Annotated in this window: 18 protein-coding genes; 8 read left to right on the forward strand and 10 right to left on the reverse strand. The window is 68.9% G+C overall.

The window, feature by feature from the left end; translation table 11 throughout:
* Window positions 1-15: 15 nt before the first annotated feature.
* Complete coding sequence (locus PWF70_RS05720) at window positions 16-2,802, forward strand: sacsin N-terminal ATP-binding-like domain-containing protein (protein ID WP_075862756.1); 2,787 nt, start codon at window positions 16-18, stop codon at window positions 2,800-2,802.
* A 79-nt stretch (window positions 2,803-2,881) separates the two neighbouring features.
* Here the strand turns inward: PWF70_RS05720 and PWF70_RS05725 are convergent, their stop codons facing one another.
* From PWF70_RS05725 to PWF70_RS05735, 3 genes are read right to left on the reverse strand one after another with little or no spacing between them, the layout of a single operon-like run.
* A complete protein-coding gene (locus PWF70_RS05725; protein WP_051405924.1) occupies window positions 2,882-3,823 on the reverse strand; it encodes an acyl-CoA dehydrogenase family protein in 942 nt (313 codons plus the stop codon).
* A 2-nt stretch (window positions 3,824-3,825) separates the two neighbouring features.
* Entirely contained in the window at window positions 3,826-4,977 is a 1,152-nt protein-coding gene (locus tag PWF70_RS05730; RefSeq protein WP_035753120.1) for an acyl-CoA dehydrogenase family protein, read from the reverse strand.
* 26 nt (window positions 4,978-5,003) lie between these two features.
* Window positions 5,004-5,744, reverse strand: a complete 741-nt coding sequence (locus PWF70_RS05735) for an enoyl-CoA hydratase/isomerase family protein (RefSeq protein ID WP_196222032.1) — start codon at window positions 5,742-5,744, stop codon at window positions 5,004-5,006.
* Window positions 5,745-5,885: 141 nt separating this feature from the next.
* Between PWF70_RS05735 and PWF70_RS05740 the strand changes: the two genes are divergently transcribed.
* The 4 genes from PWF70_RS05740 to PWF70_RS05755 are packed head-to-tail and all read left to right on the forward strand — an operon-like array spanning window position 5,886 to window position 10,937.
* Window positions 5,886-8,186: an acyl-CoA dehydrogenase family protein gene (locus PWF70_RS05740; RefSeq protein WP_139319420.1), complete on the forward strand. Its 2,301-nt coding sequence runs from the start codon at window positions 5,886-5,888 to the stop codon at window positions 8,184-8,186.
* Window positions 8,187-8,221: 35 nt separating this feature from the next.
* Complete coding sequence (locus tag PWF70_RS05745) at window positions 8,222-9,901, forward strand: AMP-binding protein (protein WP_052362813.1); 1,680 nt, start codon at window positions 8,222-8,224, stop codon at window positions 9,899-9,901.
* Between the two features lie 26 nt (window positions 9,902-9,927).
* Complete coding sequence (locus PWF70_RS05750; RefSeq protein ID WP_042378514.1) at window positions 9,928-10,119, forward strand: ferredoxin; 192 nt, start codon at window positions 9,928-9,930, stop codon at window positions 10,117-10,119.
* Between the two features lie 35 nt (window positions 10,120-10,154).
* A complete protein-coding gene (locus PWF70_RS05755) occupies window positions 10,155-10,937 on the forward strand; it encodes a FadR/GntR family transcriptional regulator (RefSeq protein ID WP_052362814.1) in 783 nt (260 codons plus the stop codon).
* Between the two features lie 21 nt (window positions 10,938-10,958).
* On the opposite strand, the gene PWF70_RS05760 is transcribed toward PWF70_RS05755, so the two are convergent.
* Window positions 10,959-12,062 carry a hotdog family protein gene (locus PWF70_RS05760; protein ID WP_155225086.1) on the reverse strand — a complete coding sequence of 368 codons (1,104 nt, stop codon included), beginning with the start codon at window positions 12,060-12,062 and terminating at the stop codon, window positions 10,959-10,961.
* An 86-nt stretch (window positions 12,063-12,148) separates the two neighbouring features.
* On the opposite strand from PWF70_RS05760, the gene PWF70_RS05765 reads away from it, so the two are divergent.
* The gene (locus tag PWF70_RS05765) at window positions 12,149-13,009 is read left to right on the forward strand and encodes an acyl-CoA thioesterase (RefSeq protein ID WP_042378086.1); all 861 of its coding nucleotides are present in this window, start codon (window positions 12,149-12,151) and stop codon (window positions 13,007-13,009) included.
* A gap of 30 nt (window positions 13,010-13,039) precedes the next feature.
* On the opposite strand, the gene PWF70_RS05770 is transcribed toward PWF70_RS05765, so the two are convergent.
* From PWF70_RS05770 to PWF70_RS05790, 5 genes are all read right to left on the reverse strand, one after another.
* Complete coding sequence (locus PWF70_RS05770) at window positions 13,040-13,882, reverse strand: NAD(P)-dependent oxidoreductase (RefSeq protein ID WP_035753114.1); 843 nt, start codon at window positions 13,880-13,882, stop codon at window positions 13,040-13,042.
* Window positions 13,879-14,730 carry a mycofactocin-coupled SDR family oxidoreductase gene (locus PWF70_RS05775; RefSeq protein WP_042378082.1) on the reverse strand — a complete coding sequence of 284 codons (852 nt, stop codon included), beginning with the start codon at window positions 14,728-14,730 and terminating at the stop codon, window positions 13,879-13,881. The genes PWF70_RS05770 and PWF70_RS05775 overlap by 4 nt, the downstream gene beginning before the upstream one ends.
* Before the next feature lie 84 nt (window positions 14,731-14,814).
* A complete protein-coding gene (locus tag PWF70_RS05780) occupies window positions 14,815-15,600 on the reverse strand; it encodes an enoyl-CoA hydratase-related protein (protein WP_035753111.1) in 786 nt (261 codons plus the stop codon).
* A 35-nt stretch (window positions 15,601-15,635) separates the two neighbouring features.
* Window positions 15,636-17,204, reverse strand: coding sequence for an AMP-binding protein (locus PWF70_RS05785; RefSeq protein WP_042378098.1), 1,569 nt, complete (start codon window positions 17,202-17,204; stop codon window positions 15,636-15,638).
* A 67-nt stretch (window positions 17,205-17,271) separates the two neighbouring features.
* Entirely contained in the window at window positions 17,272-18,042 is a 771-nt protein-coding gene (locus PWF70_RS05790; protein WP_042378081.1) for an SDR family NAD(P)-dependent oxidoreductase, read from the reverse strand.
* A gap of 126 nt (window positions 18,043-18,168) precedes the next feature.
* Here PWF70_RS05790 and PWF70_RS05795 point away from each other — a divergent pair, with 126 nt between their 5' ends.
* A complete protein-coding gene (locus tag PWF70_RS05795) occupies window positions 18,169-19,347 on the forward strand; it encodes a thiolase family protein (protein ID WP_042378080.1) in 1,179 nt (392 codons plus the stop codon).
* A gap of 39 nt (window positions 19,348-19,386) precedes the next feature.
* On the opposite strand, the gene PWF70_RS05800 is transcribed toward PWF70_RS05795, so the two are convergent.
* Complete coding sequence (locus PWF70_RS05800; RefSeq protein WP_230461905.1) at window positions 19,387-19,851, reverse strand: Zn-ribbon domain-containing OB-fold protein; 465 nt, start codon at window positions 19,849-19,851, stop codon at window positions 19,387-19,389.
* Window positions 19,852-19,967: 116 nt separating this feature from the next.
* Between PWF70_RS05800 and PWF70_RS05805 the strand changes: the two genes are divergently transcribed.
* On the forward strand, window positions 19,968-21,146 hold the full coding sequence (locus PWF70_RS05805; RefSeq protein ID WP_035753103.1) for a thiolase C-terminal domain-containing protein: 1,179 nt from the start codon (window positions 19,968-19,970) through the stop codon (window positions 21,144-21,146).
* The last annotated feature ends 100 nt before the right edge of the window (window positions 21,147-21,246 follow it).

The raw sequence follows: 21,246 nt of genomic DNA on the forward strand, positions 1-21,246 counted from the left end.
GACTCGCCACCATCCATGAGCGCCGATCCGTTCGGCCCGGACCCGTTTGGCACCGCCGCACTGCGGTCGTCGACGCTCGACGCCTGGACGGCCTCGCCGACCCGTCTCGCCGAGGACGCGGCTGCCGAGTCGGATCTGGTGACCGTCGGATACCGCGATCGGCTGCTCACCGAACTCGCCGCGAATGCCGCCGATGCCGCGGCCGCGGCGGGGATCGCGGGGGAGCTCGCCGTCTGGGTCGACGGTGACGAGCTACATGTCGCGAACACCGGTGAGCCGCTGAGTGTCGACGGCGTCCGATCGCTGGCCGCGCTGCGGGTGTCGGCGAAGGCGCCCACCGACGGTCAGATCGGACGATTCGGCGTCGGATTCACCGCCACCGCAACGGTCGCCGACCGCGTCGAGGTCCGGTCTCGTACCGGGTCGATCGTCTTCGACCGCGCCGCCACCGCCGAAGCCGTCGACGATGCCGGGCTCTCGGCGGACACCGTTCCGGTCCTACGGCTTGTGTGGCCGACCGATGCCGTGCCGGGGGCGGGGGTGGGTTCCAGCACAGCGGGCTTCGACACCGAGGTGGTCCTGAGTCTGCGTGAGCCGTCCGGGCCGCTCATCGACGCGATGCTCGTCCAGGCGCCGGATCTTGTCGTGGAACTCGCTGCATTGCAACGGATCACCGTGGACGGCGTGGAGGTCACGGTCGAGCGGTCCGCCGGGCCCGAGATCGGTGACGATCAGGCCTCGTCCGCGATCGTCACCGTGTCCGTGGACGGCTCCGGTTCGGTGTCGACCCAACGCTGGCTGGAGGTCACCCGCGGCGGGACGCGCTGGCTCGTCGACGCCGACGGCGGTCGCGCACCTGAGCACGATGTGCTGCGCGCACCCACGCCCACCGACATCGAACTGAGCCTGCCGTGCCGGTGCATCACCGACCTCGCGCTCACCCCCGACCGTCGGCACCTTCACCCGGGTGCCGAGATCGGCGATGCCGCAGCCGGTTATGTGGACCTTCTGCTCCTCGTCGACCCGGTTCGTCGGCTACAGCTCGTGCCGGAGCTGCATCTCGCGCGAAATCGCGACGACGCCAGGCTGATCGAGGCCGTGCGCGTACAGCTCCGCGACGTCGCGTGGCTGCCGGGTGCGGACGGCGAGCCGTTGCTGCCGTCGCGGTCGGTGGTCCTGATCGGGCTGACCGATCGCCTGGCCGGGATGCTGTCCGAACACTTCGCGGATCTCGTCCACCCCGACATCTCACTCGCCCAGCATCTTCCGACGCTCGGGCGGCTGGGCGTCGAGGAACTCGGGCTGGCGGCGCTGGCCGAGCGGCTCGGCGGCCTGCACCACGAGCCGTCCTGGTGGCACGACCTGTACGACGCGCTCGCGCCGCTCGTGTCGACGGGACGCGAGGTCGAGGAACTGGGCGCGCTGCCGATCCCGCGATCCGACGGACGGATGTCGGTCGGGGTCCGCGGACTGTTCGTGAGCGATCGCATCGCCACGCCGATGCGATGGATGCCCACCGTCCACCCAGACGCCCGGCATTCGCTCCTCGAACGCCTGGGCGTGCGGGAACTCTCCGTCGCCGACGCACTGGCCGACCCGGCACTTCGGGTGCTGGTCGAGGACATCGACCTCGACGGTGCCGGCGACGACGGGCTGGCCGCCGAGATCTGTGCGGTCCTACGGGCCGATCCGGATGCGTCCGTACCGCCGTGGCTGGCCACCCTGCCGCTGCTCGACAGCGACGGCGAGCTCCGCCCCGCCGATGAACTGCTGCTGCCCGACAGTCCGCTGCTGTCGGTCCTCGTCGACGACCATCCGTTCGGTGTCGTCGACGACGAGGTCGTGTCCGAGTGTGGCGCAGAAGAATTGCGGCGCCTGGGCGTCGGGTGGGGATTCCTCACCGTCGTCGACGACCTGCCGGTCGGTCCCGACCACGACCTCCCCGACGAGGAGGACTGGTGGGACACGCTGCCCGACGCACCCGAAAGGCTCACGGCGGTCCGGGATCTCGACCTGATCGACGACCGGTCCTGGTCCGAGGCGCTGACCATGATGGCGACCGACGCGGACATTGCACCGCTGCTCGCCGACCGCGACGGGTACACCGCCTGGTGGTTGCGGCGGCATGCCGAGGTCGACGGATTGTTGCTGGGGGAGTACCGCGCACCCTCGGATGAGATCCTCGCCGGGATCATCGACCCGCTCGATCATCCGCACGCCGACGCGCTGGTAGGCGCGCTCGCACGCCTCGAACCCGACACCGCCGACGATGCCGCGCTGCTTCTCACCCGCCTCGGCGACCCCGACCGGGACATCTCCGCCGGTGCCGCGGTGATGGTGCACGCCGCCGTGGTCGCGGCATGCCGCCGGGGCGATCTCGATGCGGCCGATGTCGAAGTGCCCGAACAGGTCCGGACGATCGCCGGCACCGTCACCGACCGCGCGGTGGTGGTCGACCGACCGTGGTTCCTCCAAGCGCTACCCGACGACGAAGCGGTCCTCGCCGGACCGACGGTGACCGCGGCCGATGCCGAGATGCTCGCTACGCTGCTCGACCTGCCACCGGCCTCCGAGGAGTACGCCGCGACCGTCCGCGACCCGGGCGACGCGGCGACCTGGGCTCACCCCGAGGCGGTGCGGTTCGGTGCCGAACGCGGGGTCGAGGTCCCCCGCGGCCAGGTGCGCCTCCACGACGAGTTGTGGATCTCGCTGCGCGACGGGGACTCTCATAAGGATGTGCGCGTGCGCTGGTGGGTCGAGGGCGGGGCCACACACCTCGAGCGTGCTCGCCGAGTTCGCTGATTCGCCGAGCACCTGATGGCGCGCCCTCACCGGGGAGTGCGGAACCACCGGCCTGCGTGGCCTCGATTTCCGGGCGGTGTCAGCGAAAACCTCGCAACACCAACGACGGCGGCGTACCGGCGGCACGGGCGCGTGTGGAGACCACGTGGTCGACGGCGGGGCCCTCCGGCACCGACAGGCGTAACCATCGCGCTTGGGAACTCAGGCGCACGAGTCCGGTCTCGTCGCAGAATCCCAGCGCGCCGAACAGTTGGTGTGCGTGTGCCAGAACCTTCTCGGTCGCCTCCCGCGTGTAGAGCCAGGTGAGTGCGGCCGCGGTGGGCGATCGGACGTCGTCTCCCGACCACCGCCAAGCGGCATCGAGGACGGCGACCTCGGCGCCTTGCAGGAGCATCGAGCACTCCGCGAGCCGGACCTGCACGGCTTGCCGGGATGCGAGCGGCCGGCCGAAGACCTCACGGTCCTTGGTATGCCGCATGGTCATCTCATATGCCCCGGACGCCAGTCCGAGAGTGGCCGCGGAGGCGAGTAGCCAACGGCGGGATGCCATCTCGTCGGCGCCCTGCCCATCGTGCTCGAGCCAGCCGTGCGGCAGATGGTAGGCGTTGTGGACCGGTTCGCACGGCCGATCGGTCAGTACCGCGCCGTCGACCGTGGACACGACCGCCTCGGCGCGGGCGCCCCAGCCGACGACGCGGCGGGCCGGACCGCCGGGGCCAATGCTGCTGATGACACCGCCACGCCCCAGGACGTCGGGCGCCACAGTGGGATTGGCGCGGGCGGCTAGTTCGGCTTCGACGAGCGGCCCGGGTAGGGGAGCGCGGGAGACCGCGCTGATGGCACACACCAGGTCGAGCATGTCGCCGCCATGCGCCTCGAGGTCGAAGATGCCGAACTCGACCAGCTGCTTCCAGCCGGTGGCGTCGTCGGCATCGGACACCTCGAAGATGGGCCGGTCCCTGGCCCATCGACGCAGTTCGTCGACGAGGCCGACGGTGTGGTCGGGGAGGACGAAATCCATGGTCAGCGAATCCTTTCCAGGCCCAGTCCGCGCTGGGCGATGATCCCCATCTGGATCTCGTAGGCACCGGCGGTGACGGTGCCGGTGGGTGCCAGGCGGGTGAAGTCCTCGATCTCGCCGCCCTCGACCGCGGCGGTGTCGTGGGAGTCGACGATCGCCATCGGTCCCAGTACCCGATCCGCGATGGCCGAGACCCGTTGTTCGAGAGTGACGTTGTGCACGCGGGCTGCACTGCCCTGCCACGTCGGCACCTCGCCCCGCTCCTTCATGTCGACGACGAGGTAGCTCATCAGTTCGGCGACGCGCGCACCGGCGAGTGCGGTCGCGATGTCGCGCTGGATCTCGGGCCGGTCCGCCTCCGGAAGACGCTCGAGCTCACCGAGGATGCGCGTGGAGCGCGCATATCGCGCCACACCGACCCGTTCGAAGGCCAACGACGCCATGGCGACTCGCCATCCGTCGCCTGGCGCGCCGAGAACGGCGTCGGCGGGGATCACCGCGTCGGTGAAGACGACGGAGTTGAGCTTGTGTTTGCCCAATGGGGTCGCGATGGGCTTGACCTCGATGCCGGGCGTCGACATGTCGATGAGGAGCACGACGAGTCCCGCGTGACGTTCCGAGCCTGCTTCGCATCGAGCGAGGAGGACGCCGTACTCGGCGTAGTCGCCGTAGCTGGTCCAGATCTTCTCGCCGTTGACGATGAACGCGTCACCGGTGGGCGTGGCCTTGGTCCGCAGCGCGGCGAGGTCGGATCCGGCCCCCGGCTCGGAGAAGAGCTGCGCCCACTGCACGTCGCCGGCGGCAATACGCGGGAGGAATCGCATCTTTTGTTCGTCGGTGCCGAACCTGATGATCGCCGGTCCGATCCAGTTGACTCCCATGTACTGGCCGCCGCGAGGTTCGAAGTAGGCCCACGTCTCCTCTTGGAGCACCACCTGCCGCCAGTTCGATGCGCCCCGACCGCCGTACTCCTCGGGCCATGTCTGGGTGAGCCATCCGCGTTCGGCCATCTCGCGCGTGATCGAGAAGCTGAGGTCGAGATACTCGTCCGGTCCGTGGAAGATCCCGACCCAGTCGTCGGGCAGGCGCGATTCCAGCAGCGCCCGGAGTTCGGCGCGGAACTGCTCCTGTTCTTCGGAGAAATCCAGATCCATGATGTCCTTCGTTCGTGCCGGGCGACTTATTTGCCCAGGACCTGAGCGGTCAGTGCGCGGAACTCGGCGGAGCCGATCAGTTGTCCCTGGATGTCGGCGGCGGTGTCGAAATGGCCGTCGGACGGCCAGTCCTCGCGGGCGAGGCGGGCGTAGGACTCCAGGAGGTGCCCGGGATGCGCGGCGAGCTTGGCGGCGCGGACGCGGGCGGCGTCGAGGGCGGTTGGTTCGGCCTTCTCGCCGAGACCCAACTGTGCGGCGAGGTCGGCGTCGATGCGTTCCTGGTCCGCGAGCAGCCGCCACAGCAGTGAGCCGTCCAACCGGCGCAGCAGTCCGATCCCGCCCACGCCGTGGATCAGGCCCGCATTGGCCCAGCCCTGGCGGAACCAGCCGCGGGGACCGACGAAGCGCATGTCGGCGGCGAGGGCGATGTCGAGACCGAGTCCGATCGCGGCGCCGTCGACCGCCGCGGCGGTGGGCAGCGGACAGTGCTGGAAGGCGCGGATGATGCGCTGCATGCGGCTGTAGACGGTGTCGCGGACCTGCTCCGGGGTGTGAGTCGCGGAGATCTCGGCGAATGCGGGTAGATCGCCTCCCGAGCAGAAGGCCCCGTTCCCGGTGACGATGACCAGTCCGACGTCGGACCGGCCCGCTTCCTCGATGGCGTCGACGATCTGGTCGGCGTCCTCGGGGTTGAGGGAGTTGCGCTTCTCCGGCCAGTCGAAAGTCACCACCGCTGCGTCGGATTCAACATCCAAGATCACACCCACGTTGCTCAACTCCTCTTCCCGGCCGTAGCGCGGCCCGCTCGGAACTCTCGGTCGAGTATGGATCGCCGAGGCCCAATAAGTCTATGTTTTATCTACCTATTTATGCTAATTCTTGAACACTGACAAACCCGAGGAGGCGCAGTGACCCCCACGCAGGTGGCGGCCGAGTCCGCGACGTCGAGCGCGGCCGCGCCCGATCAGCTGGAGTCGACCATCGAGACCGATGAGCACCGCTCATTCGCAGCTGCCGTCGCCGCGGCGGTCGCTTCGGTGTGGGACGACGAGACATTGCGGGGCATCGGTCGCGACGGTCGGGACGCCGACGCCGAGGTCGCATGGGCGGCGCTGGCCGGAGTCGGTATGCCGGGCGTGCCGGTCCCCGAACACCGCGGAGGGTTCGGCGGACGATGGCTCGACGTCGTGTCCGCGATCGAACGCATCGGAGAAACCCTGGTGCCCAACCCGCTGGCCACGTCGTATGCGGCCACGGTGCTGCTGTCCCACAGCGATGTCGCCGACACCGGCCTCGCCGGACGTGTCGCCGACGGCTCGCTGCGGGCGGGCGTCGCCGCCGACTGGACCACCGCGGACTGGGCGGATACCGACGCCCTGAAGGTGGAGGCGCAGGCCTCGGGTGCCGGCACAGTGACCTTGTCCGGCCACGTCGACTGTTTCCTCCGGCCCGCGGCCGAGTTGTTGCTGGTGCCCGCTGTGCTCGGTGACGACGTGGTCGTGGCGATGGTCCCGGCCGAGCGAGCGGTCCTCACCGCGCGCACGGGTCTGGATGTGCTGACCCCGCTCGCCGCGGTGGCCTTGGAATCCGCTGAGGCGACCATCGTGTTGCAGGCGTCGGAGGCCTCGGGTGCGCTGCGCACCGCGCACGCGGTCGCGACCCTGGCGCTCGCCGCCGAACACGTCGGCCTGTGTCGGCGCGTACTGCGCCACGCGGTCGCGCATGCGAGGGACCGCACACAGTTCGGGGCGCCGATCGGCAGCTTCCAAGGTGTCTCCCATCGACTCGCCGACGTCTTCGTCGAGACGGAGTTGGCCACGAGCGCGGTGCGTCACCTGGCGGTCGTCCTCGATACGGGCGGTCACGACGTCACCGAACCCGCACAGCTGGCACATCACCAGGCCGTCAAGGCGCTGCGGATGGCGTCGGCGTCGGTCATCCAGGTCCTCGGCGGTCTCGGCTTCACCTGGGAGGCGACGGCGCACCACGCCTTCCGTAGGGCGGGCGCGCATGCCCGGCTCCTGGGTCCGGCCACCGCGCCGGCCGTCCGACGTCGGAACGACGCGACGGGTGCGCCGCCGACGGACCCGGTGGTCGCGGCGTTCCGTGAGTTCTTGTCGACCGCGGTGGCTCAGCATCGACGAGAATGGGGCGTCGACGAGACCTTCGGCGCCCGGCGGGCCTGGCAGCGACGGCTGCACGACGGCGGATGGATCGGCCTGGGATGGCCGGAAAGCCATGGCGGACGCGGACTCACGGTCCGACAGCAGGTCGACTGCGAACGCGAGCTGGCCGCCGCGGGTGCGCCCTCCCTCGCAGGCGTCCTCGGCATCAACAACGTGGGGCCCACCCTGATCGCGCACGGTACGCCCGAGCAGCAGCGGCACCTCCCGGCGATCCTGTCCACCGACGAGGTGTGGTGCCAGGGGTTCAGCGAACCGGGCGCCGGCAGCGACCTCGCCGGCCTGCGCTGCCGTGCCACCCGTGTCGGTGACGAGTATGTGATCAACGGACAGAAGATCTGGACGACCGACGGCATGGACGCCACCCACATCGAACTGATGGTGCGTACCGATCCCGAGTCCACACGGCATGCCGGTATCACCGTGCTGCTGGTGCCGCTCGACACCCCGGGAATCACCCGTCGCCCGATCGTCCAGCTCGATGGCTCGGTCGGGTACGCCGAGGTCTTCTTCGACGACGTCGCGGTCCCGGCGTCGGCGCTGCTGGGTGTCGAAGGCGAGGGTTGGGCGGTCAGTCGCACCACGCTGGCCTACGAACGGACCGGCGTCGTCGCGCTCGCGGCGCGTCTGCAGCAGTCGGTGCAGGACGTCCTCGACGGCATCGTCGACGTCAACGACACCGACGGCATCGTCGACGGCACACGTCTCGACGACGACGTGGCACGTGCACTGGCCGACACCGCGGCCCGCGCCCGATTACTGGACCTCCACGGAACCAGGATTCTGTCCGCCATCGAGGCCGGCACGCCACCGGGACCCGAACAGTCCGTCGTCAAACTGGCCTGGAGCCAGGTCACCCAGTCGCTGGGGGAGTTGCGGCTCGCCGCGGCCGGTGCCGGCGCACTCGAACCCGACGCGGCCACCGAGGTGGCGTACCTGCGGTCCCGCTCGGCGTCCATCGCCGGTGGTACCACCGAGATCATGAAGAACGTCATCGCCCAGAGAGTGCTGGGCCTACCCCGATGACGGTGGCCGCACAGCACACAAGAGGAGAACTCCCGATGATTGACACAGCCGTCCACGACGCGGACCGGGTGCAGCACGCACCGGCGGACGAGGTGCGCGTTGCACCGCAGCCGGAATGGTCTGCCGGTGTCCAGGAGACCGTCAATGAGTTGCTCGCCCGGGCGGCAGGTCAGTGGCCGGATCGTCCCTACCTCGAGAACAACGGTGTGGTTCACACCTACTCCGAGATCGCCGAGTCGGCGGCATCCCTCGCCGCCGGTCTCGCCGCTCTCGGTGTGCAGCGCGGCGATCGCGTGGTGATGTTGCTCGACAACAGCGTCGAATGTGCGCAGGTGTGGTTCGCGGTGAACTGGCTCGGTGCCATCTGGGTGCCGTTGAACACCGCGAACAAGGGCGAGTTCCTGCGTCACCAGATCCACAATGCGGGTGCGGCCGTGGTGATCACCGAATCCAGGTTCGTCGAACGCCTCGTGCCGATCGCCGACGGCATCCCCGAGGTCACCACGGTCGTCACCCGCGAACCTGTCGGCCACGATATGCCCTGGCGCGCAGAAACACTCGCCGTACTGTTGACCGCCGACCGGCCGCACGTGCCGATGGTCACCGTGGCCCCGGGTGACCTGGCGATGTTCATCTACACCTCGGGCACCACCGGGCCGTCGAAGGGCTGCATGATCAGCCACAACTACGTCTGCAATCTGGCTCGCCAGTATCTGGCCGGTACCGCACGTACGCCCGAGGAGGTGGCCTGGACCGCGCTCCCGCTGTTCCACATGAACGCGGCATCGACCGCCGTGCTCTCGACACTGATGATCGGCAGCAAGGTCTATCTCGCCACCCGGTTCAGCGTGTCGGGATTCTGGCGGGAGATCGAGGAGAGCGGTGCACGCATCGCCACCCTGCTCGGCGCCATGCTGACGATGGTCGCCAACGCACCGGAGACCGAGGCCGAGAAGCGGTGCTTCGGCCAGTTGCGCGTCGTGCGCGGCGCCCCGTTCCCGGCGTCGCTGCAGGAGCACTGGAAACAGCGGTTCGGGGGAGAGATCTTCGGCTCGAACGCCTTCGGGCTGACCGAGGCATCGCTCGTCACCATGGCCGACGCCGCGGCGACCCCGCCGCCGGGGAGCGCGGGTCGACGCGGACCGGACTTCGACGTGCGGATCGTCGACGCCCAGGACTGCGAGGTGCCCACCGGCGAGGTCGGCGAGATCGTCGTCCGGCCGCGGCGCCCCAACATCATGTTCGCCGGGTACTGGCGACGTCCCGACGCGACCGCGGAGGTCATGCGCAACCTGTGGTTCCACACCGGCGACCTCGGCTACTTCGATGACGACGACTGGCTGTACTTCGCCGACCGCAAGAAGGACTATCTCCGGCGGCGAGGGGAGAACATCTCGTCGTACGAGCTCGAGTCGACGTTCCATCAGCACCCCGCGGTCCGCGAATGCGCCGTGCACGCCGTACCGAGCGACCTCACCGAGGACGAGGTGAAGGTGACCGTCACACTGCGTGAGGGTGCCACGGTGACCCCCTACGACCTATGCGAGTGGTCGCTCGACCGCCTGCCCTACTTCGCGGTGCCGCGATATGTCGAGATCCGCGACGAACTGCCCAAGAACGCACTCGGCAAGATCCTGAAGTACGAACTGCGGGACGAGGGCGTGACGTCCTCGACCTGGGACCGCGAGCAGTCCGATCTCGAGGTCCGCCGGTGACAACCCCTTCCGTGGAGGAGAAACAGATGAAGATCGTCGTCGACCGCGACACGTGCCAGGGCCATGGGCGATGCGCGGTGTACGCGCCCGAGGTCTACGAACTCGATGACGAAGGGTACTGCGCCATCACCGACCTGCTCGTTCCCGCCGACCAGGAGGATGCTGCCGCGTCTGGTGCCGACGCATGCCCGGAAAATGCCATTGAGGTTATAGATTAAGCGAGTTCGCTCCCATGTCGGTTACGATCAACCCCATGACGATGCAGCCGGTGGAGACCTCCGTACCGCACGGCGGGTTTCGTGTGCCGAAGACCGCCGAGCTCGTCGCGGCCAATCTACGACGCCAGATCATCCGCGGCGAGCTCGTCGAGGGCGACAGCCTGCCCCCGGAGCACCTGCTCACCGAGAAGTATCAGGTATCGCGGCCGACGCTGCGGGAGGCCTACCGCATCCTCGAGTCGGAGCGCCTCATCGAGGTGCGTCGTGGTGCCAAGGGCGGTGCCCGGGTCCGGCTGCCGGATGCCGACGTCGCCGCACAGCATGCGGGGTTGATGCTGCAGTTCGAACGCACCGAACTGAGTGATGTGTACTTCGCCCGCTCGGTCATGGAGGCGCCGGCGGGGGCGCTCGCCGCGCAGAACCCCGATCCGGAGGATCTCCGGCGGCTCGAGGAGAACATCGCCGAGGCCGAACGCATCCTGGCCGATCCCGACGCGGATCAGAGTCGGCTGCCGGTCCTGTCGCGCGGGTTCCACTCGATCGTGGTGGAGATGAGCGGCAACAAGACGCTGACCCTGTTCGACTCGATGCTCGGCGTGATCATCGACCTCGCCAGCAAGAACTATGTGACGTCGCAGGCGCCGTCGCGGGGGACCAAGTCGAGCGCCACGGCTCTCCGCGCGCACAAGAAGCTCTACCGGCTGATCGCGGCCGGTGACGTCGAAGGCGCAGATGCCCTGTGGCGCCGCCATCTCGAAGGCGTGTCGGAGACCATGGCCGACGTGGTGCCGGGTACCGTCATCGACCTGCTGAGCTGAGTCACACCGGGGGTGCCGACCTCACCCGGAGAACTCCCCGCTGTCAGTGCTCCTGCGGCGCACGACGACCCGGGCGCTCGCGGTGGTCTCGTCGCGCTGGTTGCGTGCGGTGACCTCGCACTCCACCCGGCCGTCGTCGTGGACCGCGCATACCTCGCCGCCGATGCGGGTGACGTCGCCGATCAGGTTCGGGGCCAACAGGTCTGTGTCGAGTTCGACGATCCGTCCGGCGTCGCCGCACCAGTCGGTGACGAGCTGCGCCAGCCACGAGATCCGTTGCGCGCCGAAGTCATAGCCGCGTGTGAGTCCGTTCTGGCGTGCGATCGAGGTGTCCCAGTGGCCGGCCTCCGCGGTGTCGGGGTAACCGTGTTCACCGAAGAGGCGTGTGGCCGGGTCGGCGGACCACAGCCGGTGCGCGCACCGGTCGGTGAGGACCAGCGGTGATCCCCAGCCGAGCAGCCAGGCGATGATGGAGGTGACGGTCAGCGGCCCCTTGACGAGGGTGCCCAGACCGTCGCCCGTCCGTACATCCGGACCCAAGGTCGCCCTGGGCCCGGGGATGTTCTCCCGCAATGACTCCCGCATCAACGCATCGATGTCCTCGGGCCTGTACGTCGGTGGCTCTCCGAATGCGGGAGGCGCCGAATCGGCTGTGCCGGCGCGGTCCCCGCGCGGGAAGCGCATGGTGCGCTTCCGGCACTCCGCGAGGAGCGTGCCCGTGTCGTCGTGATGGCGGAACAACTCTTCCAGTTCGACGACCTCGCCTCGCCGACGCGACGACCGCACCTCAACGGCGGACAGTTCGACCGTCGTCGTGACCCGGCGATCGACCTCGACCGCTGAGTGGAACGTCCAGCGGTCGCCCCGCCACAGCGCTGCGTAGCCGGCCAGGCACGATGCCGGCGACGGCGTCGACGCATCGTCGGCTCGTCCGACGCTGCTGCAACTGTAGAGATACGTCGGGGGCACCCGTCCGTCCCGGGCCCAGCGCGGTGAATCATCACCGATGCCAGCGGCGAAGTGTCGCACCGACTCGGGGGTGACCTGCCTGTTCCAGCCCACGACCGGAACTCGGATCCCGATGGTTGTGCGCAGCAGGGCGATTCGTTCGTGAAGATCTGTCATGGAGTACTTCCGGGGTCGGTCGCTCGGAGACAATGCGCCGTATTATCGTATAGATAATACAACGATAATCGAGCCATGGGAGTGGCATGTCACAGGACCGGCTCACCGCCCACCGTCCGTTGACGGACATCCTCGATCTGCGCCTGACCGGTGACGACGAGTTCGCCGGGCCGGCGGTCGCCGACGGCAGCAGGCGGCTCTACGGCGGCCATGCGATCGCCCAGAGCATCGTCGCCGCAACCGAGACGGTCTCGGGTGAACCCCTGCGCTCCGTGCGGATCGACTTCCTTCGCCCCGGTCTCGAAGAGCACGAGGTCGAGTACCGCGTCGCGCGGTTGCTCACCGGCCGGCGTCTGGCGAGCCGTCGCGTGGACCGATTTCAGGACAGGAAGCTCCTGTTCACCGCGACAGTGCTCTTCGGGAACGCCGAGCCCACCGGGGCGGTGACGCTCCCGGTCGAGGAACCCATGTCGGCCGTCCCGCCGATCCCGCCCCTGTCGGCGGTCGAACAGCATCGGGTTCGAGGGGTCGAGGTTCCGGCGCAGGCGATCCCGCGGTACGTCAGGACCGGGATGCGGTTCGTCGACGACCCGCCGCGAGTTGCCGCCGGCACCGGCCGCACCCCGGAGCGGAGCCGTGGGTACTGCGACCTGCGAGGCATCGAACCACGTTTGGCCACAGCTGCACTCGGTTACGCGAGTGACCTGTCCATGCTGGACCCGCTCGCGTACCACGCATCCCTGATCTGGCAGGAATCCGCGGTCCCCGCGACCCTCACGCACTCGATGGTCGTCCATCGGCCGGGTCTCGTCGGAGACTGGTTGCTGTTCGACCGCGAACTCGTCTCGGCATTCGACGGTACGGTCTACGTCGTCGCCGGGGTGTACACGACCAGCGGTGTGCGCGTCGCCACGCTGACCCAGAGTGCGCTGGTGCTGGAACCGTAGAACCCGCGCGGGCCGGCGTGGCGGACGCGCCTATGCCGGCGTCGTCACCCCGAGGGGGAGGGGACCTTCGACGGCGACATGCCGGAGCAGCGGCGAGGGAACTCCGAGTGAGGATGCCAGTGCGAGAGCCGAATCGGAGTCCTTGGAGAGGTACTTGCCGACGCGGTCGCCGAAGGCGGCCACGCTGGACTCGAGTGCCATCCGACGCATGGCATCGGATGCGCCGCTGCACTGGCCGATCGTCGCCAGGAGCGCGGACTCGTCGACTCCGAGAGCGTCCCCGATGCGTGCGGCCTCGGCCACGAGCTGCACGTTGGCGGTGAACAGCAGGTTGTTGATGAGCTTGATCGTGCTCGCGGTGCCGAGCGCGCCGGTCGGGAGGTAACGACCGGCGTACGTCGACACCGTCTGCTCGGCAGCGGCGACCACGTCGGGATCGCCACCGGCCAGAACGGTCAGCCGACCGTCGCGAATGTCGGTGGCACTGCCGCTGATCGGGGCGTCGAGAACCCGCGCAGCACGTCGGGCTGCCGCGTCGGCGATCGCACGGATCATCTGTGGCCCGGCGGTGGTGTGGATGACGAGGATCGCGTCGTTGTCGAGGTGCGAGGCGATGCCGCCCTCGCCGAGGATCACCTCGTCGAGCTGCTTCTCGTCGAAGAGACACACGACGACCACCGCGTGGCCGCGGGTCGCGGCTGCCGGCGTGTCCACCACCTGAGCCCCCGCGTCCCGCAGCCGCTCGGCGACCTCGGGGCGTCGTACCGACACGGTCACCGGCACGTCGGCGCCGAGGAGACGGTCGATCATCGGGGCGCCCATGCTGCCCGCCCCGATGAAACCGACTCCGCCACCATGTGATCCAGTGCTCACAGACCGGTCACTCCGGCTTTGAGGAGCGCACCCGCGTCGACCTTGAGCTGCAGTCCGGTGACATAGCGCGATTCGTCGGAAGACAGGAAGAGCACCGCGTTGCTGATGTCCTCCGGCTCCACGTACGGCACCGGCATGATCTGCGTCGAGGCGAAGGCGTCGAGCACGTCCTCGCGCTTGGGGTCGTCGAGGTCGGGCCGGAAGACCTTGTACATGGGCGCACTGTGCAGCATGGGGGTGTTGCAGTTGCCCGGGTGCACGGCGTTGACGCGGATGTTTCTCGGTCCCAGCTGGATCGCGAGGGAGTTGACCAGGGACGCGACCCCTCGCTTGGCGTAGGAGTAGCCGGTTCCGCCGGGGCCGTTCTTGACTCCCTGCGGGGTGAGACCCGCGAAGGAACCCGTGGCGATGATCGACGCGCCGGCGCCGAGATGGGGGAGTGCCACGTCGATCGCGTTCATCACGCCGGTGAGGTTGGTCGAGACCGTTTCCAGCCACACCGATTCGGGCTCGTTCTCCCCGAGGGGGCAGACGCCGGCGTTGGCGATGACGATGTCGAGACGACCGAGTTCGGCGACTCCGGCGTCGACGGCGTCGGCGAGGGCGGTCTTGTCCCGGACGTCCACGATGTGGGGACTGATCCGGCCGTCGAGACCTTTGACCATGTCGACCGTTTCGGCGAGATCATCGGGCGTCGCGAGCGGATAATTCATCCACTCCGGCTGCGCGCAGATGTCGACGGCGATGATGTCGGCGCCCTCGCGAGCCAGGGCGAGCGCATGACTGCGCCCCTGGCCTCGTGCGGCACCGGTGATGAGGGCGACCTTGCCCGCGACCCTACCTGTCATTGCGTTCTCCTCTGTTCGTTCTCGTGCCCCATCGGGTGGGGCGAGTGTCGTTGTGGCGTCCGGCTTTCGCTGGAATCCAGACGATCAGCGGCCGGTCCACCTCGGCGGCCGCTTCTCCGCGAAGGCCGCCAGACCCTCGCGGGCATCGTCGGAGGCGTTCACCGTCACGGCTTCCCGTGCGGTGTGCGTCCAGAAGTCGGTCTCGGCCGGTACGGCTCCGTCACGGATGCCCTTGGCGATCCGCTTGGTCGCCTGCACGGCCACCGGTCCGTTCTCGCCGATCTTCGCGGCGAGTCGGAGGGCCTCGGCGCGTACCAGGGCGGCAGGGACGACGCGGTTGACGAGGTGGTGCTCGAGCGCCTTTGCGGCGGTCAGGGATTCGCCGGTGAACAGCAGCTCGAGGGCGAGGCGTTCGGGGAGTTGCCGTGTCCACCGGAATGCGCCACCGGCGCCCGCGACTCGTCCGCGCTTCACCTCGGGCAGGCCGAAGACCGCGTTCTCCGACGCGACGATGAGGTCGCTGGCGAGCGCCAGCTCGGTACCACCGCCGAGGGCGAGGCCGTTGACCGCGGCGATCGTCGGTTTGCTGATCGGGTGGTTGACGTAGCCGGCCAGACCCCACGCCTCGCGTCCGGGCGGGATGATGGGTTCGCCGCGGCCGATCGCCTTCAGGTCGGCGCCGGAACAGAACGCTTGCTCGCCGGCGCCGGTGAGGATCACCGCACGGATGTCGGGATCGGCCTCGGCGTCGGAGAGGGCGTCGCCGATCGCCAGGCACACGCCCATGTCCACCGCATTGCGGACCTCAGGACGGTTGATCGTGATCACGAGGGTGTGACCCTCGCGGTCGAGTAGCACCGAGTCATTCACAGTGCCAACCCCTTTCGTGTCGGTCGAGGATGATCTCAGATGCCGGGACCGGACGCATCGGAGTCGTCCCGGATGCGGTGGCGCAGCGCGAACTTCTGGATCTTGCCGGTGCCGGTCTTCGGGAGGTCGGTGAAGACGATGCGTCGTGGCACCTTGTAGCCGGCGAGATGAGAGCGCGAGAACTCGATGAGTTCCTCGGGGCTCACCTCGGCACCGGCCCGGGGGGTGACGAACGCGACGGGCACCTCGCCCCATCGCTCGTGTGGCGCGCCGACAACGGCGACCTCGGAGACCGCGGGATGGCGTGACATGGCTTGCTCGACCTCGATGGAGGCGATGTTCTCGCCGCCCGAGATGATGACGTCCTTGCGTCGGTCACGGAGCTCGATCTCGCCTGCGGGATGCACCACAGCCAGGTCGCCGGTACGAAACCATCCGCCGCCGAACGCTTCTCGTGTGCCCTCGGGGTCGTCGTGGTAACCGCCGGCGACGGTGTTGCCGCGGATGAGGACCTCGCCCACGGTCTCGCCGTCGGCGGGGACGTCGGGCTTCGCCGGATCGCCGTCACCGACCACCCGCAGCAACTGCGCGACGACGCTCGCATTGCCCTGCCGGGCTTTCAGTGCGGCCTGCTCGCCGATGGGCAGGTCGTCCCACTCCGGTTGCCAGTCCCGCAGCACCGACGGTCCGAAGGTCTCGGTGAGTCCGTACAGGTGGGTGACGGAGATGTCGAGGTCGGCGAGGGCCGCGAGCAGCGACGGCGACGGAGGGGCGCCGCCGGTGCCGACGGACATCGGATGGTCGAGCCGGGTGGCGCGCGGGTGCGCTGCGAGGTCGATGAGCACCGTCGGAGCGGCGTTCATGCTCGTGGCACCCTCGTCCAGGATCCTGGTCCAGATCTCGCCCGCATCGACCTTGCGCAGGCAGACGTGTGTCGCTCCGGCCGCGGTGAGGGCCCAAGGGAACGACCACCCGTTGCAGTGGAACATCGGCAGCACCCACAGGTGGACCGTCTCGGGTCCCAGCCGCGCGTGGAAGGCCATCGACAAGGCCTGCAGGTAGGCGCCGCGATGGTGGTAGACAACGCCTTTCGGCTTACCGGTGGTGCCGCTGGTGTAGTTGAGGGCGATCGGCGTCCGTTCATCGGTCAGGCGCCGGTGCACCTCCGGGGCACCGGCGAGCCGGTGTTCGTAGGCGGTCGAATCCAGCATCGTCGCGGCGGCGGTCTGCTCGGCCGCAGCCGCCAGACTGTCGTCGTAGAGCAGCACACGGGCACCGGAGTGCTCGACGATGTAGCGCAGCTCCGCCGGGGCCAGCCGGGTGTTGAGCGCGACGAGCACGCCGCCGGCCATGGCCACGCCGTAGTGGGCTTCGAGGAGCATCGCGCTGTTCGGTGCGAGTACGGCCACCCGATCGCCGGGTTCGACGCCGAGTTCGGTGAGCAGTCCTGCCTGTCTGCGGCACCGCTGCAGCAGGTCGGCGTAGGTGCGTCGCACCGGGCCGTCGACGACAGCGATGCGGTGGCCGTGCACGACGGCCGCCCGTTCGAGGTAGCTGACCGGGGTCAGTGGCTCGAAGGACGAGTCGAGGTCGGGTTCAGTCATGTTCTCTCCATCCATCGCGTGCCACACCATCACCGGTCGGCACGGAGGCCGGTCGCCGGCTTTCGTGTCAGCGCGCGTTGAACCGCTGGGCGCCGTCGATGCGGATCACCTCGCCGTTCAGGTAGTCGTTCTCGGCGATGTGCAAGGCCAGTGAGGCGTACTCTTCCACGTCGCCCATCCGCTTCGGGTTCGGCACGCCCGGACCGAATTTCGCCTGCGCGTCCTCCTCGCTCATCCCGTAGGCCGGGGTGAAGAAGGTGCCGGGCGCGATCGACATGACCCGCACTCCGACGGGAGCGAGATCGCGCGCAGCGGTCAGGTTCAGGCCGATCACGCCACCCTTGGCCGCCGAGTAGTCGGTTTGTCCGGGTGCACCCTCGTAGCCGGCGATGCTGGCGGTGGAGATGACGACGCCGCGCTGACCCGACCCGAGCGGCTCGTTGCCGACCATGGCGGCCGCGGCCTGACTCATCACGTTGAACGTCCCCGACAGGAAGATGTCGACGGTCTTGCGGAAACGCTCGAGGCCGTAAGTCTTTCCCTCGCGGTCGACGATGCGGGCGCGGGCGGCGGACCCGCCGTGGACGATGACGGCGACCCGGAGGGGGCCGAGCTCCGTCGCAGCGGCGATGGCGTCGCGAACCGACTCCTCACTCGTGACGTCGGTGCTGCGGAACACCGCCGCGTCGCCGAGGTCGTCGGCGAGCTCGCGGCCCCGGTCCGCGGCCAGGTCGGCGACGACGACCTTCATCCCGGCGGCGACGAGACGGCGTACCGTCGCCGCGCCGAATCCGCCGGCGCCACCGGTCACGATCGCCGAACCGCCATCAAGAATCACGTCGAGGTCTCCTACCGATTGTGAACGAAAATATGGTTAGCTTTTTATACCTAATCTCGGCCGGGCACAAGGCTCACCGAAACAGCCACCGCCGGCAGACGTCGCCGCGAAGCGAAACGAGGGAATGTGACCGAGGCAGTCATCGTCAGTGCAGTCCGTACACCGATCGGCACCGCCCGCAAGGGGGCACTGGCCAACACCACCGCGCTGGAACTGGCACACGAGGTCGTCGGCGAGACCCTGCGTCGCTCTACTGTGGACCCCGGGCGGGTCGAAGACATCATCTTCGCCGAGTCGGGCTGGGGCGGAGGCGACATCGCACGCCACGCGGCGGTGACCAACGGGATGCCGCGGGTGCCCGGCCAGGCGATCAACCGCCACTGCGCCGGCAGTCTCGCCTCGGTGGGCAACGCCGCCGCGGCCATCCGCGCGGACATGAACGACGTGGTGATCGCCGGTGGCGTCCAGTCGACATCGACGGCACCGACCATGCGCTGGCGGGTTCCCGGCACCGCCGACGAGTACGTCGACAACTGGTTGAGCCCGACGCATCCGGACTCCACCGAGGCGCCCAACCGTGACATGTCGATCACCGTCGGATGGAACACCGCGCGCGCCGCCGACATCGATCGGGAGGCCATGGATCGGTGGGCGCTGCGCTCGCATCAGCGGGCCGTCGCAGCCATCGACGCCGGTCTGTTCGACGACGAGATCGTAGCGGTCAAGGCGTTGCAGCTCGACGGCTCCTACCGCGACTTCGGCGTCGACGAGCATCCGCGTCGGAGTTCTACGTACGAGAAGCTCGCCTCGCTGGCGCCGCTGCATCCCGAGATCGACGGCTTCTCGATCACTGCAGGCAACGCCAGTGGGGTCAACGACGCGGCGGCGGCTCTGACGCTGGCCAACGCCGAGCTCGCGGAAGCCGAGGGCTGGCCGGTCCTCGCCCGGATCCGGTCCTGGGCCGCCGTCGGCATCGAACCGGCACTCATGGGTCTCGGTGTCGTCGACGTGGTGCCGTTGGCCCTGCGCAAGGCCGGGGTGGAACTCGACGACGTGGCCGTGTGGGAGATCAACGAGGCCTTCGCCTCGGTGCCCATCGCCGCGTGCCGTCGTCTCGGGATCGATGAGGACAAGGTCAACATGCTCGGCAGCGGATGCAGCCTCGGACACCCGGTCGCGGCGTCGGGCGCCCGGATGCTCACCACCCTCACCCACCAGCTCCGACGAAGCGGCGGCGGTGTGGGTGTGGCCGCCATGTGCGCCGGCGGCGGACAGGCCGGCGCGGTCGTCCTCGAGGTGTTCTGACCGACGGCGCCGGGAGCCGGTTTCCGGCGGCCGGGTGGGTCATGCCGGGCGGAACACCGGGACCCACCGGTCGTCGGTGTGGATGAAGGCCACGGTGACCCGCATCCCGATGGTGACATCCTCGGGCTCGACGTCGACCAGATTGGCGGTCACCCGCAGGCGCGGTTGATCGTCGAGTTCGACCACGGCGGCGACGAACGGGACCTTCCAGCCGGGCAGCCACGGGTAGCGGTTGATCGTGTAGGTGAAGACCGTGCCGTTGCCGGTGACCGGCTCGGGGCGCAGGGTGTCGGTGAGGCAGAGCGGGCAGAGCGGTTGCCCGGGGTGGATGAAGGTCCGGCAGTCGCCGCAGCGGGGGAGCTGCCATGTTCCCGACGCGCCGGACGTCCAGAACGCCGCGTTGGCCTCCGTGACCGGCGGGAGGATGTGGGTCTCGGCGATCGGATCCGCGCTCAGCAGGCGCGGGTTGCTGTCACGGGTGGGCTTCTCGTCGGTGTGCTTCACAGGATCTCCTGGGGTCGTTCGTGTCGCCGGAGCGGCGGTGACTGCTAGCCTATAAATCGCTATATGATTATGCGAGTCCTGGGTGGTTCGCGACGGCGTCCGACGGAAGGTCGACGGTGCATCTCTTCGAATCCGATGTGGTGATCAGCGGTATCGGCCAGTCGGCCGTGGGGCGGCGGTTGGGGCGCTCGGGTCTGGACCTCACCGTCGAAGCGGCTCGTGTTGCACTGGCCGACGCCGGGCTGACGCGGGCCGACGTCAACGGGCTCTCGGCATATCCGTCGATGCACGACGATCCGGGATTCGGGCCCGTCAGCGTGTACGAGCTCAAAGAGGCCATGCGTCTGGAGCTGGACTGGATCGTCGGGATGCCGCACTCGATGGGCCAGTTCGGTCCGATCCTCGAGGGTGCGATGGCGATCTCGTCTGGTCTCGCCGACCACGTGCTTTGTTACCGCACGATGACCGAGTCGACGGCTCAGGGCGCCGCGAGCCGATCGTCGGTCACCGGCCGCCCGCGGGCGTCGTTGAATCAGACGATCGAGTACTTCATGCCCTACGGCCTGGCGAGTGCGTCGTCGTGGGTGGCGCTGTACATGCAGCGGTACATGCACGAATTCGGTGCCACCAGAGAGCAGTTCGCGGGCCTCGCGATGACCGAGCGCAGGCATGCGGCGCTGAACCCGAAGGCGATCTACCGGGCGGAGATGACTCTCGACGACTATCTCGGCGCGCGCATGATCTCCGACCCGGTCGGCCTCTACGACTGCGATGCGCCCATCGACGGCAGTACCGTGATCATCTTGTCGCGCAAGGGCGCGTGCCCGCGTCCCGAGAACGCCGTGAACGTCGAGGCGGCCGGAGCGGGTATGCGGGTCAGCGCCTACTGGGATCAGTCGCCCGACATGATCGAGATGGCCGCAACCGGGGCGGCCCGTCGCCTGTGGGAACGCACCGACCTGCGGCCTTCGGATGTCGACGTCGCGCTGCTCTACGACGGCTTCAGCTATCTCGCCATCGCCTGGCTCGAGGCCCTCGGTTTCTGCGGGCGCGGTGAAGGAGCGGCGTTCGTCGAAGGCGGCGAACGCATCTCGCTGGGCGGTGAGCTGCCGCTGAACACCCAGGGCGGCCACCTCTCGGGCGGTCGCCTGCACGGCTTCGGGATGCTGCACGAAGCGTGTCTCCAGGTGCGGGGCGACGCCGATCGGCGCCAGGTGTCCGGCGCCGAGCTCGCCGTGGCGTCCGCCGGCGGAGGTCCGCTGGCGGGGTGCCTGCTGGTCTCCGCGCCGGCCTGACGTCGCTCGTATGGCGTGACCGCTGATGTCGCGTCACCCTCCGGTTGTGCGCACGGCACCGACAGGAGGTTCAGTGCTGCAACGATATTCGAACCTTCAG

Origin of the sequence: Gordonia sp. Swx-4, from assembly GCF_030316175.1 — a bacterium.
Classification (GTDB): Bacteria; Actinomycetota; Actinomycetes; order Mycobacteriales; family Mycobacteriaceae; genus Gordonia; species Gordonia alkanivorans.